The 18,961-nt window shown below is 72.2% G+C and carries 18 protein-coding genes; 11 read left to right on the top strand and 7 right to left on the bottom strand.

The features are described 5' to 3' along the window. Positions 1-34: 34 nt before the first annotated feature. A complete protein-coding gene (locus ASF37_RS11525) occupies positions 35-1,234 on the bottom strand; it encodes an ROK family protein (protein WP_055970206.1) in 1,200 nt (399 codons plus the stop codon). 109 nt (positions 1,235-1,343) lie between these two features. Here ASF37_RS11525 and ASF37_RS11530 point away from each other — a divergent pair, with 109 nt between their 5' ends. The 6 genes from ASF37_RS11530 (at position 1,344) to ASF37_RS11555 (ending at position 8,005) form a co-directional block, all read left to right on the top strand. Further along, the gene (locus tag ASF37_RS11530; RefSeq protein ID WP_056574342.1) at positions 1,344-2,903 is read left to right on the top strand and encodes a sugar ABC transporter ATP-binding protein; all 1,560 of its coding nucleotides are present in this window, start codon (positions 1,344-1,346) and stop codon (positions 2,901-2,903) included. Beyond that, complete coding sequence (locus ASF37_RS11535; RefSeq protein WP_055968807.1) at positions 2,900-3,946, top strand: ABC transporter permease; 1,047 nt, start codon at positions 2,900-2,902, stop codon at positions 3,944-3,946. Before ASF37_RS11530 ends, ASF37_RS11535 begins: the two co-directional genes overlap by 4 nt. Before the next feature lie 18 nt (positions 3,947-3,964). Further along, positions 3,965-5,008, top strand: a complete 1,044-nt coding sequence (locus tag ASF37_RS11540) for a substrate-binding domain-containing protein (RefSeq protein WP_056580672.1) — start codon at positions 3,965-3,967, stop codon at positions 5,006-5,008. Positions 5,009-5,080: 72 nt separating this feature from the next. After that, positions 5,081-6,286: a Gfo/Idh/MocA family protein gene (locus tag ASF37_RS11545; protein ID WP_056580675.1), complete on the top strand. Its 1,206-nt coding sequence runs from the start codon at positions 5,081-5,083 to the stop codon at positions 6,284-6,286. A 2-nt stretch (positions 6,287-6,288) separates the two neighbouring features. Next, on the top strand, positions 6,289-7,296 hold the full coding sequence (locus ASF37_RS11550) for a sugar phosphate isomerase/epimerase (protein ID WP_056580678.1): 1,008 nt from the start codon (positions 6,289-6,291) through the stop codon (positions 7,294-7,296). A 70-nt stretch (positions 7,297-7,366) separates the two neighbouring features. Beyond that, positions 7,367-8,005: a DinB family protein gene (locus ASF37_RS11555; protein ID WP_082506504.1), complete on the top strand. Its 639-nt coding sequence runs from the start codon at positions 7,367-7,369 to the stop codon at positions 8,003-8,005. 9 nt (positions 8,006-8,014) lie between these two features. On the opposite strand, the gene sigJ is transcribed toward ASF37_RS11555, so the two are convergent. The 3 genes from sigJ to ASF37_RS11570 are packed head-to-tail and all read right to left on the bottom strand — an operon-like array spanning position 8,015 to position 10,061. Then, a complete protein-coding gene (gene sigJ, locus ASF37_RS11560) occupies positions 8,015-8,884 on the bottom strand; it encodes an RNA polymerase sigma factor SigJ (protein ID WP_082506505.1) in 870 nt (289 codons plus the stop codon). Between the two features lie 17 nt (positions 8,885-8,901). After that, a complete protein-coding gene (locus tag ASF37_RS11565) occupies positions 8,902-9,660 on the bottom strand; it encodes an SDR family oxidoreductase (protein WP_056580681.1) in 759 nt (252 codons plus the stop codon). Beyond that, positions 9,657-10,061: a hypothetical protein gene (locus ASF37_RS11570; RefSeq protein WP_200931225.1), complete on the bottom strand. Its 405-nt coding sequence runs from the start codon at positions 10,059-10,061 to the stop codon at positions 9,657-9,659. The genes ASF37_RS11565 and ASF37_RS11570 overlap by 4 nt, the downstream gene beginning before the upstream one ends. A 116-nt stretch (positions 10,062-10,177) precedes the next feature. Here ASF37_RS11570 and ASF37_RS11575 point away from each other — a divergent pair, with 116 nt between their 5' ends. Genes ASF37_RS11575 through ASF37_RS11585 form a run of 3 tightly spaced genes read left to right on the top strand, consistent with a single transcriptional unit; the run spans position 10,178 to position 14,145 of the window. Continuing rightward, positions 10,178-11,011 (top strand): ABC transporter ATP-binding protein, encoded by an 834-nt coding sequence (locus ASF37_RS11575; RefSeq protein ID WP_304438877.1) that lies wholly within the window; start codon positions 10,178-10,180, stop codon positions 11,009-11,011. Further along, positions 11,008-11,997: an iron-siderophore ABC transporter substrate-binding protein gene (locus ASF37_RS11580; RefSeq protein WP_235497449.1), complete on the top strand. Its 990-nt coding sequence runs from the start codon at positions 11,008-11,010 to the stop codon at positions 11,995-11,997. The genes ASF37_RS11575 and ASF37_RS11580 overlap by 4 nt, the downstream gene beginning before the upstream one ends. 51 nt (positions 11,998-12,048) lie before the next feature. Beyond that, positions 12,049-14,145: an iron ABC transporter permease gene (locus ASF37_RS11585; protein ID WP_056580687.1), complete on the top strand. Its 2,097-nt coding sequence runs from the start codon at positions 12,049-12,051 to the stop codon at positions 14,143-14,145. 4 nt (positions 14,146-14,149) lie between these two features. Here ASF37_RS11585 and prfB read toward each other — a convergent pair whose 3' ends face one another. Further along, complete coding sequence (gene prfB / locus ASF37_RS11590; protein ID WP_056580690.1) at positions 14,150-15,262, bottom strand: peptide chain release factor 2; 1,113 nt, start codon at positions 15,260-15,262, stop codon at positions 14,150-14,152. A 50-nt stretch (positions 15,263-15,312) separates the two neighbouring features. After that, complete coding sequence (locus ASF37_RS11595) at positions 15,313-17,307, bottom strand: cutinase family protein (protein ID WP_056580693.1); 1,995 nt, start codon at positions 17,305-17,307, stop codon at positions 15,313-15,315. Between ASF37_RS11595 and ASF37_RS11600 the strand changes: the two genes are divergently transcribed. Then, positions 17,306-17,716, top strand: coding sequence for an HIT family protein (locus tag ASF37_RS11600; protein ID WP_055968822.1), 411 nt, complete (start codon positions 17,306-17,308; stop codon positions 17,714-17,716). The genes ASF37_RS11595 and ASF37_RS11600 overlap by 2 nt on opposite strands. A gap of 54 nt (positions 17,717-17,770) precedes the next feature. Continuing rightward, the gene (locus ASF37_RS11605) at positions 17,771-18,289 is read left to right on the top strand and encodes a hypothetical protein (protein WP_055968824.1); all 519 of its coding nucleotides are present in this window, start codon (positions 17,771-17,773) and stop codon (positions 18,287-18,289) included. Between the two features lie 81 nt (positions 18,290-18,370). Here the strand turns inward: ASF37_RS11605 and ASF37_RS11610 are convergent, their stop codons facing one another. Further along, positions 18,371-18,958, bottom strand: a complete 588-nt coding sequence (locus ASF37_RS11610) for a hypothetical protein (protein WP_055968825.1) — start codon at positions 18,956-18,958, stop codon at positions 18,371-18,373. Positions 18,959-18,961: the final 3 nt, after the last annotated feature.

The raw sequence follows: 18,961 nt of genomic DNA on the forward strand, positions 1-18,961 counted from the left end.
CGGCGAGGACGGCCGAGGGTCCCGACGGGATCGCTCAGGCCGTGCGCTGGGACGCGCCCTGCGCGACGTAGGCGTCGACGGCGGCCGGCGACAGCACCTCGTCGATCACCATGGCGCCGGCACCGATGACGCCCCCGAGGCTGCCGACGGTGGTGGCGACGATGCGCAGGTGGTTGGTGGCGAGCGGGAGCGACCGCTCGTAGACGACCTCGCGGACGCCGGCGAGCAGGTACTCCCCCGCCTCCGACAGCTTGCCGCCGATGACGATCACCGACGGGTTGAGCAGGTTGACGCAGGTGGCCAGCACCTCGCCGAGGCTGCGGCCGGCGTCGCGCACGGCGTTGAGCGCCACCACGTCGCCGCGGTTGACCGCGTCGACGATGTCCTGGGACGTCTCGACGGACAGACCCTGCTCCCGCAGGCGTGCCGCCACGGCGGGCCCGGCGGCCACGGCCTCGAGGCAGCCGGTGTTGCCGCAGCGGCAGTGAGCGTCGGCCGCGTCGGAGACCCGCACGTGCCCGAGGTCACCCGCCGACCCGAGGGCGCCGCGCAGCAGCTGGCCGTCGGACACGATGCCCGCTCCGATGCCGGTGGCGACCTTGACGAGCAGCAGGTGCTCGCCGCGGTGGCCGCGCACGTGCTCGCCGAGCGCCATCAGGTTCACGTCGTTGTCCACGAGGACCGGACCGGAGAACGTGCGACCGAGGTGCCCGGGGACGTCGAAGTCGTGCCAGCCGGGCATGATCGGCGGACTCACCGGTCGACCGACGGCGTGCTCGACCGGACCGGGCAGACCGATCCCGACGCCGGCGACGTCGGACACCGGGCGACCGCGGTCGGCGAGCAGCTCGAGCCCGATCGAGGTGACCCGGTCCAGCACGACGGTGGGGCCGTCCGCGATGTCACACGGAACCGTCCGCTCGACGAGGACCTCGCCGGCGAGGTCGAGCAGGGCGACGCTCGCGTGCGAGGCACCGAGGTCGACCGCCAGGACGACGCGCGCCTCGCCGTGGAAGCGGAACCGGGTGGGCGGCCGACCGCCGGTCGAGACGGTCTCGCCGGTCGGGCGCAGGAGGCCGACGGCCAGCATCGCGTCGACCCGCGCCGTGACGGGAGCCCGCCCCAGCGCCGACCGCTGGCTGAGCTCGGCCCGCGTCCAGGCCTGCCCGTCGCGCAGGTGCTGGAAGAGATCGCCGACGCCGACCAGCGTGGTCGGCAGCGACGACGACGTCATGACCATGAGTCTCCCACACCCCTTCTGTCGGCCCTGCTCAAGCAGATAAGTCGAACACAATCAGACTTTTGCTTGACGAGCAACAAAAGAGGTGACTAGGGTCACAGCCATGCCCACCCCCCAGGCACCGCCCCTGCTCGAGATGCGCGGGATCGTCAAGGAGTTCCCCGGAGTCCGGGCGCTCGACGGCGTCGACCTCGTCGTGCGCGCCGGCGAGGTGCACTGCCTCCTGGGCCAGAACGGTGCGGGCAAGTCGACGCTCATCAAGGTGCTCGCCGGCGCGCACGGCGTGGACGCCGGCACCATCACCTGGCGCGGCGAGGACGTGACGTTCGCGGGCCCGCAGGCCGCGCTCGACACCGGCATCGCCACCATCTACCAGGAGCTCGACCTCGTCGACGGCCTGAGCGTCGCGGACAACATCTTCCTCGGCCACGAGATGTCTCGCGGCGGCGTCACCCGCACCGTCGAGGCGAATCGGGCCGCCCGCGCCCTTCTCGAGCGCCTCGGCCACGCGGAGATCCGACCCGGTCGCGAGGTGGGCAGCCTCTCGGCCGCCGGCAAGCAGATCGTCTCCATGGCCCGTGCGCTCTCGCGCGACGCCCAGGTCATCGTCATGGACGAGCCGTCCGCCGTGCTCGACCCCGACGAGGTCGACGGCCTCTTCCGCGTCGTCGAGGACCTGCGCGCAGCCGGGACGGCCATCATCTACATCTCCCACCGCCTCGAGGAGATCCGGCGCATCGGCGACCGGCTCACCGTCCTCAAGGACGGGCGCACCGTGGCCGGTGACTTGTCGGCGAAGGACACGCCCACGTCCGAGCTCATCACCCTCATGACCGGCCGCGAGGTCTCCTCCGTCTTCCCCGAGCGTCCCGTCGTCACCGGCACCGACCCGTTGCTGCGCGTCGAGGGGCTCTCCCGCACGGGCGAGTTCGAGGACGTCAGCTTCGACGTGCGGCCCGGCGAGGTCGTCGGGATCGCCGGCCTGGTCGGCGCGGGTCGCAGCGAGATCCTCGAGACCGTCTTCGGCGCCCGACGCGCCCACCGCGGCACCGTGACCGTCGACGGCTCCGACCTGCGGAACGGCTCCGTGCCGGCGGCGGTCCGCGCCGGCATCGGCCTGTGCCCCGAGGAGCGCAAGTCCCAGGGTCTGGTGCTCGACGACCTCGTCTACCGCAACGTCTCGCTCGCGAGCCTCGGTCGCTTCGCGCGGCTCGGCGTCAGCACGGAGGGCGAGGAGCTCGCCGCCGCCCACGCCGCCACGCGCTCGGTCGACGTCCGCCCCGACGCCCCCACCCGCGTCGTGCGCACGCTGTCGGGCGGGAACCAGCAGAAGGTCGTCCTGGCCCGCTGGCTGCTGCGCGGCTGCAAGGTGCTGCTGCTCGACGAGCCCACCCGCGGCGTCGACGTCGGCGCGCGGGCCGAGATCTACGCGCTCGTGCGCACGCTCGCCGACGAGGGTGTCGCCGTCGTCGTGGTCTCGAGCGACCTCGACGAGGTGATCGGTCTGTCGCACCGCGTGCTCGTCCTGGCCGACGGCCGCGTCGTCCACCACTCCCCCGCCGACGCGATCGACGCGTCCGGCGTCCTCGAACGCATCCTCGCCGTGCACGAGCACGGTGCGGACCATCCGACCACGACCGACCAGAGAGGCGACGTCGCGTGACCGTCACCCCCGATCCCTCAGGCAGCACCGCCCACGACAGCGGGAAGGACCCGGCCCTCTCGGTCCCGGCCCCCTCCCGCCGGTCGATGTCCGGGGGCTCCGGCCTCGGCCGCAACCTCGGCCTCGTCGTCGCGCTCCTGCTGCTGTGCATCATCGGCGTCGCGACGTCGGGCGAGCGCTTCGCGAGCGTCGACAACATGCTCACCGTGCTGCGCGCCGCGTCCGTCATCGGCGTCGTCTCCATCGGGATGACGTTCGTCATCACCGGCGGCGGCATCGACCTCTCCGTGGGCGCGATCGTGGCGCTCTCCTCGGTGTGGGCCACCACCACCGGCACGCAGGCCATGGCCGACGACATCGGCTGGGTCGCGATGGTCTTCGCCGCCGTGGTGGTGGGAGCCGCCTGCGGCGCGGTCAACGGGCTGCTGGTCGCGTACGGCCGCATCGTGCCCTTCATCGCCACCCTGGCGATGCTCGCCGCGGCCCGGGGCCTCGCGGAGATCATCTCCGACCGCAAGACCCAGATCATCCGGAACCAGGGCTTCACCGACCTCTTCGGCTCCGAGCCGCTCGGCATCCCCTTCATCGTCGTGATCTTCGTCGTGGTGGCGGCCGGCGGGTGGTTCCTGCTGAACCGCACGACCTTCGGCCGACGGACCTTCGCGGTCGGCGGCAACCCCGAGGCCGCGCGCCTGGCCGGCATCAAGGTCCAGCGCCACACCGTGTACCTCTACGCCCTGCTCGGAACCACGTGCGGCATCGCCGCCGTGATGCTCATGTCGCGCACCACCACCGGCACGTCGACGCACGGCCAGCTCTACGAGCTCGACGCCATCGCCGCCGTCGTGATCGGCGGCACGCTGCTCAGCGGCGGCCGCGGGACCGTGACCGGGACACTCTTCGGCGTCCTGATCTTCACCGTCCTCACCAATGTCTTCACGCTCAACAACCTGTCGATCTCGGCCCAGGCCGTCGCCAAGGGCGTGATCATCGTGATCGCTGTGCTCCTGCAGCAGCGGATCGCGAACCGCACCACCACATAACCCCCACCCAGGAGTGTCATGACCACGATCCGCCCCCGCCGCCGCACGGTCGCCGCCTTCGGCGCCCTCGCTGCCGCCACGCTCGTCCTCGGCGCCTGCACCAACAGCTCCGACGACTCCGGCTCCACCGGAGCCAGCAAGAGCAACACCGACAACGACAAGTCCGGTGACACCGTCACCATCGGCTTCTCCGCCCCTGCGGCCGACCACGGCTGGATGGGTGCGATCACGAGCTCGGCGAAGGCCCAGGCCGAGCAGTACGACGACGTCGACCTGAAGGTCGCCGAGGGCACGAACGAGGTCGGCCTGCAGATCTCGCAGGTGGAGACCTTCATCAACGACAAGGTCGACGCGATCGTGCTGCTGCCGTTCGACGGCGCCGCCATGACGCCGGTCGCGCTCAAGGCGATGGAGGCGGGCATCCCGGTCATCAACGTCGACCGCGAGTTCGACTCCCCCTTCGCCGCCCGCACCACGGTGCTCGGCGACAACTACGGCATGGGCGTCTCGGCCGGCACCTACGTGTGCGAGCAGGCCGCCGGTGACGAGGACAAGGTCGTCGCGGAGATCGCGGGCATCGACTCCCTGCCCCTGACGCAGGAGCGCTCGAAGGGCTTCTCCGACGCGCTGAAGAAGTGCGGCCTCGAGGTCGAGAACCGCGTCGCCGCCGAGTTCACGGTCGAGTCCGGCGAGCGCGTGGCCTCGAACCTGCTCCAGGCCGCTCCGAAGATCGACTACCTCTGGAACCACGACGACGACCAGGGTGTCGGCGTGCTCGCCGCGATCAAGAACGCCAACCGCGACGAGTTCGTCATGATCGGTGGCGCCGGCTCGGCCAACGTCATGCGCGACATCAAGGCTGACAACACGGTGCTCAAGGCGACGGTCATCTACCCGTCCACGCAGGCCGCCGACGGCATCAAGCTGGCGCGTCTGATCGCGCAGGGCAAGTCGATGTCCGACCTCGCCGAGGTGGAGGTGCCGCGCAAGGTGCAGCTGGCCGCCCCGGTCGTCACGAAGGACAACGTGGACGAGTACATGGACTCCGCCTTCGAGTCCTGAGCCCCACCACCCGGGCCCGCCCGCGCCGACTCCATGCGGTGCGGGCGGGCCCACTCCACGACGAGGACACACATGAGCGAGACGACGAACGGGCCCACGAAGGAGCCCACGAACGAGCTGGGTGTCGCGATGGTGGGGTACGCCTTCATGGGCGCCGCGCACTCGCAGGCCTGGCGCACCGCCCCCGCCTTCTTCGACCTCCCCCGACGACCCCGCCTGGCCGCGATCTGCGGACGTGACGCCGACGCCGCGGGCGCCGTGGCCGACCGTTTCGGGTGGGAGTCCGTGGAGACCGACTGGCGTCGGCTCCTGGAGCGCGACGACGTCGACGTCATCGACATCTGCACGCCGGGCGACACGCACGCGGAGATCGCGATCGCCGCCCTCGAGGCCGGCAAGCACGTCCTGTGCGAGAAGCCGCTGGCCAACACCGTCGAGGAGGCCGAGGCGATGGCCGAGGCCGCAGCGGCCGCGTCGGCCCGGGGCGTGCGCGCCATGGTGGGCTTCACCTACCGGAGGGTCCCCGCCGTCTCGCTGGCGCAGCGCATCGTGGCGTCGGGACGCCTCGGCACGATCCGGCACGTCCGTGGTCAGTACCTCCAGGACTGGCTGGTCGACGAGGACGCCCCGATGAGCTGGCGGCTGGACAAGAGCAAGGCCGGCTCGGGCGCGCTGGGCGACATCGGCGCCCACGTCATCGACATGGCCCAGTTCGTGACCGGCAGCGCCATCACGACCGTCAGCGGCCTGATGGAGACCTTCGTGACGAGCCGTCCGGTCGCGGGCGAGCGCGCGACGCTCGGCGGCACCGGCGGCTCGGGCGAGCGGGCCGACGTGACCGTCGACGACGCCGCCGCGTTCACCGCCCGCTTCGACGACGGCGCCCTCGGCGTGTTCGAGGCGACCCGGTTCGCCACGGGTCGCAAGAACGCCCTGCGCCTGGAGGTCAACGGCTCGCTCGGGTCGATCGCCTTCGACTTCGAGGACATGAACGTCCTCGAGCTGCACGACGCGACGCTGCCCGCCGAGGAGGCCGGGTTCCGCCGCATCCTCGTCACCGAGGCCGACCACCCCTACGTCGCCGCCTGGTGGCCCCCGGGCCACGGGCTCGGCTACGAGCACGGCTTCACCCACCAGGTCGTCGACCTGGTGCACCACATCGCCGAGGGCACCGACCCGGCCCCGTCGTTCGCCGACGGGCTCGCCGTGCAGCGGGTGCTCGCGGCCGTCGAGGCCAGCAGCGACGCAGCCGGCACCATCCAGAAGACGGGAGCATGACGATGGCACGACCGATCACGCTGTTCACCGGCCAGTGGGCCGACCTGCCCTTCGAGCAGGTGGCCGAGCTGGCCGCCGGCTGGGGCTACGACGGTCTGGAGATCGCCTGCTGGGGCGATCACCTCGACCCCTGGGCCGCCGTGGAGGACCCGGACTACATCGCGACGCGCAAGGAGATCCTCGACCGCCACGGTCTCCAGGTCTTCGCGATCTCCAACCACCTCAAGGGCCAGGCGGTCTGCGACGACCCGATCGACCAGCGCCACCAGGACATCGTCGGCTCGCGCGTGTGGGGCGACGGCAACCCCGAGGGCGTGCGTCAGCGCGCCGCGGAGGAGATGAAGAACACCGCCCGTGCGGCCCGGATGCTCGGCGTCGACACGGTGGTCGGCTTCACCGGCTCGTCGATCTGGAAGTACGTGGCCATGTTCCCGCCGGCCACGCAGGCCATGGTCGACGCGGGTTACCAGGACTTCGCGGACCGCTGGAACCCCATCCTCGACGTGTTCGACGAGGAGGGCGTGCGCTTCGCCCACGAGGTGCACCCCAGCGAGATCGCCTACGACTACTGGACCACGCAGCGGGCGCTGGAGGCCGTGGACCACAGGCCGGCGTTCGGGCTCAACTGGGACCCGTCGCACTTCGTGTGGCAGGAGCTCGACCCGCTCGGCTTCCTGTGGGACTTCCGCGAGCGGATCTACCACGTGGACTGCAAGGACGCGAAGAAGCAGGTGGGCAACGGACGCAACGGCATCCTCGGCTCCCACCTGCCGTGGGCCGACCCGCGACGCGGCTGGGACTTCGTGTCCACCGGTCGCGGTGACGTGCCGTGGGAGGCGTGCTTCCGCATGCTGAACACCATCGGCTACGACGGTCCGGTGTCGGTGGAGTGGGAGGACGCCGGCATGGACCGTCTGCTCGGGGCACCGGAGGCGCTGGAGTACGTGCGCCGCAACCTGTTCGACGCGCCGGACGCGGCGTTCGACGCGGCCTTCAGCTCCGGCGACTGACGGCACGGATCACCTGCCCACCGATCTCGGGGGACTCGACCCTGTCACCGCACGGTGGCAGGGTCGAGTCATGCCCGACCCCATCGGAAGCGACCCCGTCAAGAGCGACACCCTCAGGACCGACACCGTCAAGGACGACCTGCACCGCTACCTCCACGGGGCGCGCGACGCCCTGCGCTTCAAGATCGACGGGCTGGGTGAGCTCGACGCCCGCCGCAGCCTCACCCCCACCGGGCTCAGCCTGCTCGGTCTCGTGCACCACACGGCGGTCTGTGCGGCCGAGCACTTCGGCGTGGTCTTCGACCGGCCCTTCCCCGAGCCGACGCCCGACGTCGACGCCGACCCGCACGCCGACTTCGTGGTCCCGCCCGAGGTCTCGCTGGACGACGCGCTGGCCTACGTCGACCGTGCGTGGGCGCATGCCGACGCCACGATCGAGGCGCTCGCGCTCGACGCCGAGGGCACCGTTCCCTGGTGGAGCGGTCCGCGAGCCCGGGTCACGCTGCACCAGGCCCTGGTGCACATGATCGCCGAGGCCCACCGGCACGCCGGGCACGCGGACGTGCTGCGTGAGGGTCTCGACGGCTCCGCGGGCCTGCGCCCGGACTCCACCAACCTGCCCGAGGGCATGGACTGGGACGAGCACGTGGCACGGGTCGACCGCGTGGCTCGCGAGGCGGCGGACCGTTCCGTCGGACCCACCGCCTGAGCCGTCCGGTCAGGCCCAGGCGCCGAGCTTCTCGGGGTTGACCGTGATCCACACGTCGTGGATCACCTCGCGAACGTCGAACGCGACCACACCGGCAACGTCGGATCCGCGGCGGACCAGGACGCCGGTACGGCCCTCGACACCGGTCGGCTCGAAGGTGAGGTCGGCGTCCTTCGCGGCCAGTCCGAGCAGGAAGCGGGCCACGTGGTCGGGGCCGCGCACCACGTTGCGGGCGGCCCGGACGATGCCGCCTCCGTCCGACGCGAGCGAGACGTCGGGGTCGAGCAACGGCAGCAGCTGGGCGATGTCACCGGTGGCGCAGGCCGCGAGGAAGGACCGCACCACCGCGTCGTGATCTCGCGGGGCGGCCTCACGGCGACGTCGCTCGCGCAGGTCGGCACGAGCCGCCGAGGCGAGCTTGCGGCAGGCCTGCGGAGAGCGGCCCACCGCCGCCGCGACCTCGTCGAACGGCAGCCCGAAGACGTCGTGCAGCACGAAGGAGACCCGCTCGGCCGGGGTCAACGACTCCAGCAGCACCATGACCGCCGACGTCACCTGGTCGTCGAGCGTCACGCGGTCGGCGGGGTCGCTCAGCGCGTCGGGGTCGGGCAGCGGCTCGGGCAGCCACGGACCGACGTACCGCTCCCGTCGGGCCCGCGCGGAGCCGAGCTGGTCCAGGCAGACACGGCTCACGACGGTGGTCAACCAGGCGCCGGGTCGGCGGATCCCCATCCGCTCGTCGTCGCCGAGCCGGTACCAGCGCGCGTAGGCCTCCTGCACGGCGTCCTCGGCGTCCGCGCGGGTGCCGAGCAGCCGGAAGGCGGTGGCCAGGAGGCGCTCGCGCTCCTCGAGCGCCGGACCCAGCGACGGTTCACTCATCGGGTCATCATCGCTGGTCATCGACCGGCTCTCGGGGTGACGCCCGACAGCCATGTCTCGAAGCCGGTCGTGCCGTGGTCGGCGCCGTCGCGCGTGAGCAGCGCTCCGTTGCGCATGCCCCGGCCGAGCGGGCCGGGCAGCGGCAGTGCGAGGACGGGCCGTCGGTCACCGACCCGCCGCGCGTACGCGCGCACCATGTCGACCATGCGACGGACGTCGGGGCCACCGAGGTCCGTGGCCCGACCGGTCGGTCGCCCGACGGCGAGGGCGACGAGGCGTTCTGCCACCTCCCGCGCCGCGACCGGCTCGCTGCGCATGACGGGGACGAGCACGAACGGCCCGAGCGTCACCTGACCGTGCAGCTGCTGTGCGAACTCGTGGAACTGGGTCGCGCGCAGGATCGTCCAGGGCACGGCACCGGACTCGACGAGCTGCTCCTGGTGCACCTTGCCGGCGTAGTAGCCGCCGGTCGCGCGGTCGCTGCCGACGATGCCGAGCGCCACGTGGTGACCCACCCCGGCACGCTCCTCCGCCGCGAGCAGGTGGCGGGTCACCGCGTCGAAGAACCGTCGTGACTCCTGCGCGTCCTGTGTCGCGGTCGAGGTGACGTCGACGACGACGTCGACCCCGGCGAGGGCGACGTCGAGGCCCTCGCCTCCGGTGAGGTCCACCCCCGCCGCACGCGACAGCACGACGACCTCGTGGCCCTCGGCGCGGGCGACGTCGACGACGTGCCTCCCGACCATGCCGGTTCCTCCGGCGACGGCGATCTTCATGGCGTCTTCCTTCCTGTGGGACGTTCGGTGCTTCTCGCCCGGGCAGGGGCGACCAGCGGTACCGCGAGCACCACCGTGGCGCTCAGCGCGACGACCTGACCGATGACGTCCCGGACGGTGAAGCCCTCCAGGTGCGCCAGGTGGTAGGTCAGGTGGGGAACCGAGAACACCAGCCATGCCACGCCGACCGCACGACCGCCCTCGACGCGGTGGCTCGCTGCTGCGACCACGCTCGCAGCGGCGAGGCCGAGGTAGAGCGCCCCGACGTCGCGCACCAGGTGCTCGTTGTACGGGCCGTCCACCGCGACCCACACCGAGCCGAGGCCGGGGAACGTGTCGTAGAAGGAGCGCGGCGCAGCGGCCGCCCACAGCCCGACGTAGAGCCCGATGACCGCGGTCACCAGCAGGATCGATCGTCGTGTCGTCGTGTTCACACCTCTACGACGACGCAGCCCGCCCAGGTGTGAGGTCGGGCCCGACGTCCAGGCGGGGCGTAGGTATGCCTTACCTTTGTCGCGTGCTCCACCCTTCGACCCTTCAGCTCCGCGGCACCGGCATCGTGGCCGGCTACCGACGCGCGACGGTCGTCCACGACGTCGACGTCGCACTGCACGCGGGCCGGGTCACGGCGCTGATCGGACCGAACGGCTCGGGCAAGTCGACCCTGCTGCGGTCGCTGGCCCACCTGCACGAGCCGGAGTCCGGCCGGGTGGAGCTGGGCGACGGCACCGCCGTCGGCGACCTGCCCGGCCGTGACCTGGCCACGCGGCTCACCCTGCTCTCGCAGTCGCGGAGCGTGCCCGGCGGCGTGTCGGTCCGGGAGGTCGTGGAGTACGGCCGCCACCCGCACCGCGGCCGCTGGGGCGGTGGCGACCCCGACGGCGCCGTCGTCGTCGACCGCGTGATGGGGATGTGCGGCGTCACCGAGCTCGCCGACCGTCCCGTCGACACCCTGTCGGGCGGGCAGCTGCAGCGCGTCTGGCTGGCCAGCTGCCTGGCGCAGGACACGGCCGTGCTGCTGCTCGACGAACCCACCACGTTCCTGGACCTGCGCTACCAGGTGGAGCTGCTCGACACGGTCCGCGACCTCGCCGACCACCACGACATCGCGATCGGCATCGTCCTGCACGACCTCGACCAGGCCGCCGCGATCGCCGACGACGTCGTGCTGCTCGTCGACGGCCGCGTCGACGCGGCCGGCCCTCCCGCCGACGTCCTCACCTCGGCGCGCTTGAGCGCCGCCTACGGCATCCAGGTCGACGTCCACGTCGACCCCTCCACCGGCCACGTCCGCACCCGCGCCGTGGCCCGTCACCACACCCGTCCGACCCCCCTTCAGGAGAACCCGTGACGTCCATCCGCCTGCCGCTCGTGGCAGCCACCGCCCTGCTCGCCACCGTGCTCGCCGCCTGCGGCACCACCGAGGACGCCTCCGACGGCTCCTCGGAGTCCAGCGGGGAGAAGATCACCCTCACCGACTCGCGCGGCAAGGAGATCACCCTCGACGGTCCCGCCACCCGCGTGGCCGCAACTGAGTGGAACGCGGCCGAGTACCTGGTGTCGCTCGGCGTCCAGCCGGTCGGCGTGTCCGACGTCAAGGGCTTCGCCACCTGGGACAGCGCGGTGGAGCTCGGCGACGACGTGACCGACCTCGGCACGCGTGGCGAGCCGAGCCTGGACACGCTGGCCTCGCTCGACCTCGACGCGCTCGTCGTCACCGACACCCTCGCCGGCGATGCCGTGGAGCAGATCGAGAAGACCATCCCGGTGATCGTGCTGCCCGGCGGCAAGGCCGGCGAGCAGATCGACCAGATGTTCGCCAACCTCGACCTGGTGGCCAAGGCCACCGGCACCGAGGACGAGGCGAAGGACCTGAAGGCCGAGTTCGACGAGAAGCTCGCCGACACCAAGAAGGCCGTCGCCGACTCCGACGCCGCCGGCGCCACCGTGGCGTTCAGCGACGCCTACGACACCGGCGACGCCGTCTCGGTCCGGCCCTACACGGCCACGTCGCAGCTCGGCACGATCCTGGGCGAGCTCGGCTTCGAGAACGCCTGGGACGCCATCGACGGCCTCGAGCCCGACCCGGCCTACGGCCTGGCCCAGACCGACGTGGAGGGCCTGACCAAGCTGCCCGACGACACGCAGTACTGGTACATCGCCAACGACGCCGAGACCGACCCGTACGCGGACACGCTGAAGGACAACACCGTCTGGACGTCGCTGCCGTTCGTGGAGAGCGGCGACGTGGTCCGCTTCCCCGACAAGATCTGGATGTTCGGTGGCCCGAAGTCGATGATCCAGTTCCTGGACGCCGTCGCGGACCAGGTCTCCTGAGTACTGACGACCTGGACCCCGAGGCCACGACCGCATGACCCTCACGGCCCCATGACCCTGACGGCAGAGCGCCCCGGCGTCGAGGAGCACACCTCCCCGACGCCGGTCGGCGCGCCCACCTCCGTGTGGAGGGTCGCGGTCGTGGCCCTCGGGCTGTTGATCGCCATCGCCGTGGTGGCGGCCGTGCACGTGGTGCAGGGCACCGCCGACGTCGGCGTTCCGGAGCTGTGGGGCTGGCTCACCGGGACCGGGTCGGGGCAGGCGACCGCGGTCGTCGTCGAGTCACGTCTGCCGCGCCTGGCCGCGGGCGTGGTCGTGGGCCTGTCCCTCGGCGTCGCCGGCGCCGTGATGCAGTCGGTGGCGCGCAACATGCTGGCCTCCCCCGACACGCTCGCGGTGAACTCCGGAGCTTTCCTCGCCGTCACCGTCGGCGCGACGGTCGGCGTGCCGTCGGTGATCGCGGGCGACCTCGTGCTCGCCTTCGGTGGCGGCCTCCTCGCGGCTCTCGTCGTCTTCGCGCTGGCGGGCACCGAGTACGGCACCGTCCGGCTGGTGCTCGCGGGCACCGTGATCTCGCTGGGCTTCATGGCGATCTCGACGATGCTGATCATCCTCGACCCGCAGGGCGCCATCGGCCTGCAGGCGTGGCAGGCGGGGACGCTCAGCCAGAACGGCTTCGGCACGCTGCGCCTGATGGCCCCGCTCATGGTCGTGGTGGTGTCCGTGACGCTGCTGCACGCGCGACGCCTCGACCTGCTGACCCTCGGCGACGACGAGGCCCGGTCGCTGGGCGTGCCGGTGCGCAGGACCCAGCTGACGGTGATCGTCCTGGCCGTCCTGCTCTCGGCGGTCTCCGTGACCGTGGCCGGGCCCATCGGCTTCATCGGTCTCGTCGCCCCCGCCCTCGTGCGGCTGGGCACGTCGCGGGTCAAGGGCCTGCACCGTCACCGTGCGCTCGTGCCGCTGTCGGGCCTGGCCGGCGTGGCGGTGGTGCTGCTCGCCGACGTGACGGTGCGGGCGGTCATGGGCTCCCAACGGGCGGTGCAGGTGCCCACCGGGGTGGCCACCACGATCCTCGGCGCGGTGGTGCTGGTCGGCTTCGCGATGCGGCTGCGCGCATCACGGCTGGACGAGGCGGGCAACGCGCTCGACGTGCGCGGACTGGGGGTGCGTCGCCCCGGTCTGCTGATCGGCGTGCTGGTGGTCCTGCTGGTGGTGGTCGCGGGCGCGTCGATGCTGGTGGGCGACCGGATGTTCCTGGTCGGCGACCTGCTCAACTGGCTCGCCGGCCGCGGTGGCCCGATCACGTCGAGCGTCATGGACGCCCGGGCGCCGCGGATCGTCGCGGCCGTGCTCGCCGGGGTCGCGCTGGCCGTGTCGGGTGCACTCATCCAGGGCGTGACCCGCAACCCCCTCGCGGACCCGACCCTGCTCGGCGTGTCCGGAGGCGCCTCGGTCGGGGCCGTCGTCGTGGTCACTGCGGTGCCGGCCGCGAGCTTCTGGGCGATCTCGGGGGCGAGCGTGGCCGGGGCGCTGCTGGCCGCGACGCTCGTGTTCGGCCTCGCCGCACGCAGCGGCTTCGCCACCGACCGGCTCGTGCTGCTGGGCGTGGGCGTGGCCTACGGCGCCACGGCCACCGTGACCGTGCTGATCGTGGCCACCGACCCGTTCAACGCGGCCAAGGCACTCACCTGGCTGTCGGGGTCGACCTACGGTCGCGCCTACGAGCACCTGACGCCGCTCGTGGTCGCGTGCGTCCTCCTCCTGCCGATCGCCTTCGCGGCGTCACGTCGTCTCGACCTGCTGTCGGTCGACGAGGACACGCCGCGCGTGGTCGGGGTGGACCCCGCCCGTTCGCGTCTGCTGCTGCTCGGCAGCGGCACGCTGCTCACGGCGGCGGCGGTCTCGGTCATCGGCGTCGTCGGCTTCGTGGGGCTCGTGGCGCCCCACGCCGCACGCGCGCTGGTGGGGCGGCGTCACCGTCTCGTGATCCCGGTGGCGGCCCTGCTGGGTGCGATCGTGCTGAGCCTGTCGGACCTGCTCGGCCGCACGGTCGTGGCGCCGACACAGCTGTCGGCCAGCCTGCTGACCGCGGCCATCGGCACGCCGTACTTCCTGTACCTGCTGCACCGGTCGCGGCGCACCTAGGACGTCAGGCGTTCGCCGTCTCCTGGTTCTTGCGCCAGCGGATGCCGGCCTCGATGAAGTCGTCGATCTCGCCGTCGAGCACCGACTGGGTGTTGCCGGTCTCGTGCTCGGTGCGCAGGTCCTTGACCATCTGGTACGGGTTGAGCACGTAGTTGCGCATCTGGTCGCCCCACGACGCCTGCACGTCGCCGCGCAGCTCGTCGAGGTGGGCACGCTCCTCGGCCTTCTTGAGCGCGAGCAGCTTGGCCTTGAGGATCACCATGGCGCTGGCCTTGTTCTGCAGCTGGCTCTTCTCGTTCTGGCAGCTGACGACCACGCCGGTGGGGATGTGGGTGAGGCGGACCGCCGAGTCGGTGGTGTTGACCGACTGGCCGCCGGGCCCGGACGAGCGGTACACGTCGACGCGGATCTCCTCGTCGGGGATGTCGATCTCGTCGGTCTGCTCCAGCACGGGCACGACCTCGATGGCCGCGAACGAGGTCTGGCGCCGGCCCTGGTTGTCGAAGGGCGAGATGCGCACGAGCCGGTGGGTGCCGGACTCGACCGACAGCGTGCCGTAGGCGTAGGGCGCCTTGATCGCGAAGGTCGTGGACTTGATGCCCGCCTCCTCCGCGTAGGAGGTGTCGTAGATCTGGACGGGGTAGTCGTGCCGCTCGGCCCAGCGCACGTACATGCGCTGGAGCATGAGGGCGAAGTCGGCGGCGTCGACGCCACCGGCGCCGGAGCGGATGGTCACCAGGGCCTCGCGCTCGTCGTACTCGCCCGACAGCAGCGTGCGGACCTCGAGCGACTCCACGAGGGCACGCAGGCGGGTCAGCTCGGTCTCGGCCTCGGCGAGGGAGTCGGCGTCGCCCTCCTCCTGGGAGAGCTCGACCAGCACCTCGAGGTCGTCGAGACGGCTGCGCAGCTCGACGATGCGCTCCATCTGCGACTGCAGCACGGAGAGGCGACCGGTGACGCGCTGGGCGTTCGCCTGGTCGTCCCAGAGGTCGGGTGCGCCGACCTCCTCCTGCAGCTCGTCGATCTCGGTCTGCATCGCGTCGAGGTCGAGGACCTTCTCGATGGAGGTCAGGGTCGCACTGAGCTCCTTGATCTGCTCTGCGAAGTCGGTGGCCACCTGTCGAGGCTACCGCCAGGGCCCCGGGCGCGGCCGCTCGGCCGGGCGGTTCAGCGGTCGCCGAGACGGTCGAGCACCAGACGGCCCAGGGCCGCGCCCAGGTCGAGGGTCTCCTGCGCGGAGTAGTCCGCGTGCCGCTCGATCGAGGCGTCGGGACCGGCGTCACAGACCGCGTCACCCTCGTGGCACAGCGCGAGGGTGCGTGCGGCGACGTCGTCGGGCAGGTCGGTCGTCGCGGCCCGCGCGAACGAGGACATCGGGACGACGCCACCGACCTTCGGGACGGACCGGGTGGTCCACGAGGTCGACCAGATCGTCTCCCTCGCGTCCGGGACGGTGCTGGGGTCGGCGAGGAGGCCGACGGCGGCGACGGCGTCGCGACCCGCCCCGTCGGCCTGGACCAGTCCGGCTCGCACGGCGGCAGCACCCTGGGAGGCACCCACGAGGACCACCAGGCTGTCGGGGCAGCGACGCGCGACGTCGGCGGTGAGCGCCGCGACGGCGTCGGCACCGCCCCGCAGGCTCGCCGAGAACGTGGGCCAGTCGACCGAGTCGTCGGCCGGCGGGTACCCGGCCGCCGCGTACCGGACGGGCACCACCGTGAACGAGGTGGCCGGACGGGCCTCCTGCACCGTCGAGTAGGCACCGTGCAGCACGCCGAACGTCGGGACTCCCGTCCCGCCGAAGGCCGCGTCCTCGTAGGCGTCCGAGCCCTGCGGCGCCTCGCCCGAGCCACGTGCCCCGACCAGGACCACGTCGACGCAGGGCACCTGCGGTGCGTCCTCGGCGAGCCACGTGCTGCCCGTGCCCGGCGTGAAGCCCTGCCACGGAACCACCAGCGCGCCGTACCCCCGCACGGCGGCGCCGGTGCCGAAGGCCGCGGGCCCCGTCGGGCTCCCCCAGTCGACGTGGCGGGCGTCGGCGAACCCGTCGGAGTCGAGGCCGGCGGCGGAGGCCGCGACCGATCCACGCCACTGGGCGGACCCGCCCCGGACGACTCGCAGTGCGGTGTCGGCACCGGACACGTGCGACCGCCCGAGGTCGGCGTGCCCGCGCCGAGCGACCCGGATGCCCGGCCAGTCGCCCGCTCGGGGGGCCGTCGACGTGGACGTGAAGGTGGTGGTGCCCGAGCGACCGGCCCGCAGGGTCCCGTGGACGGTGAGGGCGTGGCCGGCGGAGCGCACCACCACGCCGTCCTCCACCGTGAGGGTGGCGCCCGCCGCGACGTCGACCGGACCGGTGAGCACGACGGTGCTTCCCGCCGCCCAGGTGACCTGGCCCGTGATCGTGCCGGATACCGTGCGCGACGGCTCGGCCGCAGGCTGCGCCGGCGGAGTGGGAGTCGCGCTCGAGCCGGTCGCCGGAGGCGGCACCACCGTGACGGTGACAGTGGGACTGACGGCCGCGGCACGGTATGCGTCGCGCGGCGCGACGACGCGCACGGAGGAGGTGCCGACCGGCAGCTCGAGACCGACGTCGTAGCGGCTGCCGGCGCCCACCCTGCCGTCGGCGGCCCGCCGCCAGGCGCCCGCGACCCGGCGCTCGAGACGGACCGGCGCGCCCGTCCGCGCGTTCCTCACGAGACCCCTCACCTGCACGAACGTCCACGCCGCGGACCGGCGCTCGACGGACAGGCTCACGCTGCTGCCCCGGAGCACGTCCACGCGCCGGACACCACTGGTCACCGCCTTCCGCTTGCCTGCGGCCGGCACCCGGACGCGATAGGACCAGCGACCGGGTGACGCCGCGGCGGTGCGTGCCGTGAATCGCCCGCGCGTCCCCGTGCGCACGGTGGAGAGGCTCAGCCAGCGACGGCCGCTCCAACGCTGCAGCACGACCTTGGTGCGACGAGGCGTGGACGTCACGGTCCCCGAGACGCTCACGCTCGCCCCGACCAGAGGAGTCGTGGGGGCGACCGTCAGCGACACGCGACGCGACGCCGCGTCGGCGGGCCCCAGCCCCGCGAGGACGAGTGCCACCACCAGGCCCGCCAGCAGCGCCGGCCGGCGCGCGGCGCGTGCGGTCGTGTGCTGGGATCGAGCCATGGCGTGCCTGTTCTGCGACGTGGTCAGTAGGAGCGAACCTGCCGAGGTGGTGCTCGACGAGCCGGCGGTCGTGGGGTTCTTGGACAATCGTCCCGTCTTCAGGGGTCACACGCTACTCGTCCCCCGCGTCCACGTGGACACGTTGCTCGAGCTCCCGGACGAGCTGACGGTCCCGCTGTTCTCCGCGGCCCGCCGCACTGCTGCGGCGATGACGTCGGCCCTGGGCGCCCAGGGCACGTTCGTGGCGATGAACAACGTGGTGTCGCAGAGCGTCCCCCACCTGCACGTGCACGTGGTCCCCCGCACCAAGGGCGACGGCCTGCGCGGCTTCTTCTGGCCCCGCACGACGTACGAGGAAGGCGAGGCGGCGGCCTACGCCGAGCGGCTGCGTCAGGTTCTCGTCGCCTGAGCGTCACCCGGAGGGGGTTGCGCCACGCCGGTTCCTCGGGTTGGCATGGAGGGCATGAACACATCGGGGAACAGCACCAGACCGTCCGTCCTCCGCCGCCTCGCGGTGCTCCTGACCGGCACGATGCTCGGTCTCGGCGCCGTGGTCGGCCTCTCCACGTCGGCCTCGGCGGTGACGCAGGCCCAGGCCGAGTCGGCGTTCAGAGCGGCCGGCATCACGTGGTCGTCGTCGGGCGGATGCACCGACCGGACCAACCCCACGTGCACGTCGTTCGACGGGCTGCGCCAGACCAGCGTGGACGGCGCCCGCACGTTGAGGTCCGCCAGCGGCTGCGCACTCAACATCACGGGCGGAACCGAGACCGGTCACGCGGGTGGCACCTACAGCCACGCGAACGGCTACAAGCTGGACTTCAGCCTCTCCAGCTGCCTGACGTCGTACGTGACGAACACGTTCACGTACGTCGGCACCCGCAGCGACGGAGCGCGGCTCTACCGGTCGGGAGCCGGCAACGAGTACGCCCAGGAGGGCAGCCACTGGGACGTCACCTTCCACACCTGCGGCGGCTGCTGACCCGGAGCCGCCCACGACCTGCTCGAACGGAGACGGCGCCCCACCCGGTGAGGGTGGGGCGCCGTCGTGCTGCGGAGGGAGTCAGGACAGCTTCTTCTGGCGGTAGAAGTCGTACTGGTCCGAGCCGATGCCGTACGACAGCTTGCGGTAGGTGGTGCCGTAGGTGCCGCGCTGCTCGACGGCCCAGTACTGGGTCTTGGCCGAGTTGGCCCACTTCTCGAACAGGACCACGTGGCGCGAGGTGCTCGTGCCGTTGGGGTCGATGATCGTGTCGCCCTTCCTGAGGTTGTTCTTGCTGGTGAACCTCGTGCTGACGCTGGAGTCGGCCAGACCGACCGTGTTGAGGCCCGGCTTGCCGTACGCGTAGGCCATGCTCACGAAGCCGGAGCAGTCCTGGCGGTAGCCGTCCTTCCAGTTCGAGACCTGGCTGTACGGGACGGGCTTGCCGTTGTTGGCCGTCAGCCACTTCTTGGCGCGCGTGATGACCGTGGCGCCGCTGATCGTCGCCTTGGTCTGGACGGTGTCGTCGCTGACGGCGGTGACGTTGCTGCCGCTCGTCTCGCCCTGGGTCGGCGCGAGCGAGGCGCCGGCGACCGACGTCCCGGCGAGCGGGGCGACGAGTGCGGCTCCGGCGACGGTGAGGGCGAGCTTCCTGCTGATGCGGTTCATGAA

It is taken from the genome of Aeromicrobium sp. Leaf289 (genome assembly GCF_001423335.1).
Lineage (GTDB): Bacteria > Actinomycetota > Actinomycetes > Propionibacteriales > Nocardioidaceae > Aeromicrobium.

What these genes read in the sequence shown, in the direction of transcription:
- ASF37_RS11550 (WP_056580678.1), top strand. Translation starts at nt 6,289, where the DNA reads ATGGCACGACCGATCACGCTGTTCACCGGCCAGTGGGCCGACCTGCCC.
- ASF37_RS11540 (WP_056580672.1), top strand. Translation starts at nt 3,965, where the DNA reads ATGACCACGATCCGCCCCCGCCGCCGCACGGTCGCCGCCTTCGGCGCC.
- ASF37_RS11545 (WP_056580675.1), top strand. Translation starts at nt 5,081, where the DNA reads ATGAGCGAGACGACGAACGGGCCCACGAAGGAGCCCACGAACGAGCTG.
- ASF37_RS11605 (WP_055968824.1), top strand. Translation starts at nt 17,771, where the DNA reads ATGAACACATCGGGGAACAGCACCAGACCGTCCGTCCTCCGCCGCCTC.
- ASF37_RS11530 (WP_056574342.1), top strand. Translation starts at nt 1,344, where the DNA reads ATGCCCACCCCCCAGGCACCGCCCCTGCTCGAGATGCGCGGGATCGTC.
- ASF37_RS11610 (WP_055968825.1), bottom strand. Translation starts at nt 18,958, where the DNA reads ATGAACCGCATCAGCAGGAAGCTCGCCCTCACCGTCGCCGGAGCCGCA.
- ASF37_RS11565 (WP_056580681.1), bottom strand. Translation starts at nt 9,660, where the DNA reads ATGAAGATCGCCGTCGCCGGAGGAACCGGCATGGTCGGGAGGCACGTC.
- ASF37_RS11595 (WP_056580693.1), bottom strand. Translation starts at nt 17,307, where the DNA reads ATGGCTCGATCCCAGCACACGACCGCACGCGCCGCGCGCCGGCCGGCG.
- ASF37_RS11600 (WP_055968822.1), top strand. Translation starts at nt 17,306, where the DNA reads ATGGCGTGCCTGTTCTGCGACGTGGTCAGTAGGAGCGAACCTGCCGAG.
- ASF37_RS11555 (WP_082506504.1), top strand. Translation starts at nt 7,367, where the DNA reads ATGCCCGACCCCATCGGAAGCGACCCCGTCAAGAGCGACACCCTCAGG.
- ASF37_RS11585 (WP_056580687.1), top strand. Translation starts at nt 12,049, where the DNA reads ATGACCCTGACGGCAGAGCGCCCCGGCGTCGAGGAGCACACCTCCCCG.
- sigJ (WP_082506505.1), bottom strand. Translation starts at nt 8,884, where the DNA reads ATGAGTGAACCGTCGCTGGGTCCGGCGCTCGAGGAGCGCGAGCGCCTC.
- ASF37_RS11525 (WP_055970206.1), bottom strand. Translation starts at nt 1,234, where the DNA reads ATGACGTCGTCGTCGCTGCCGACCACGCTGGTCGGCGTCGGCGATCTC.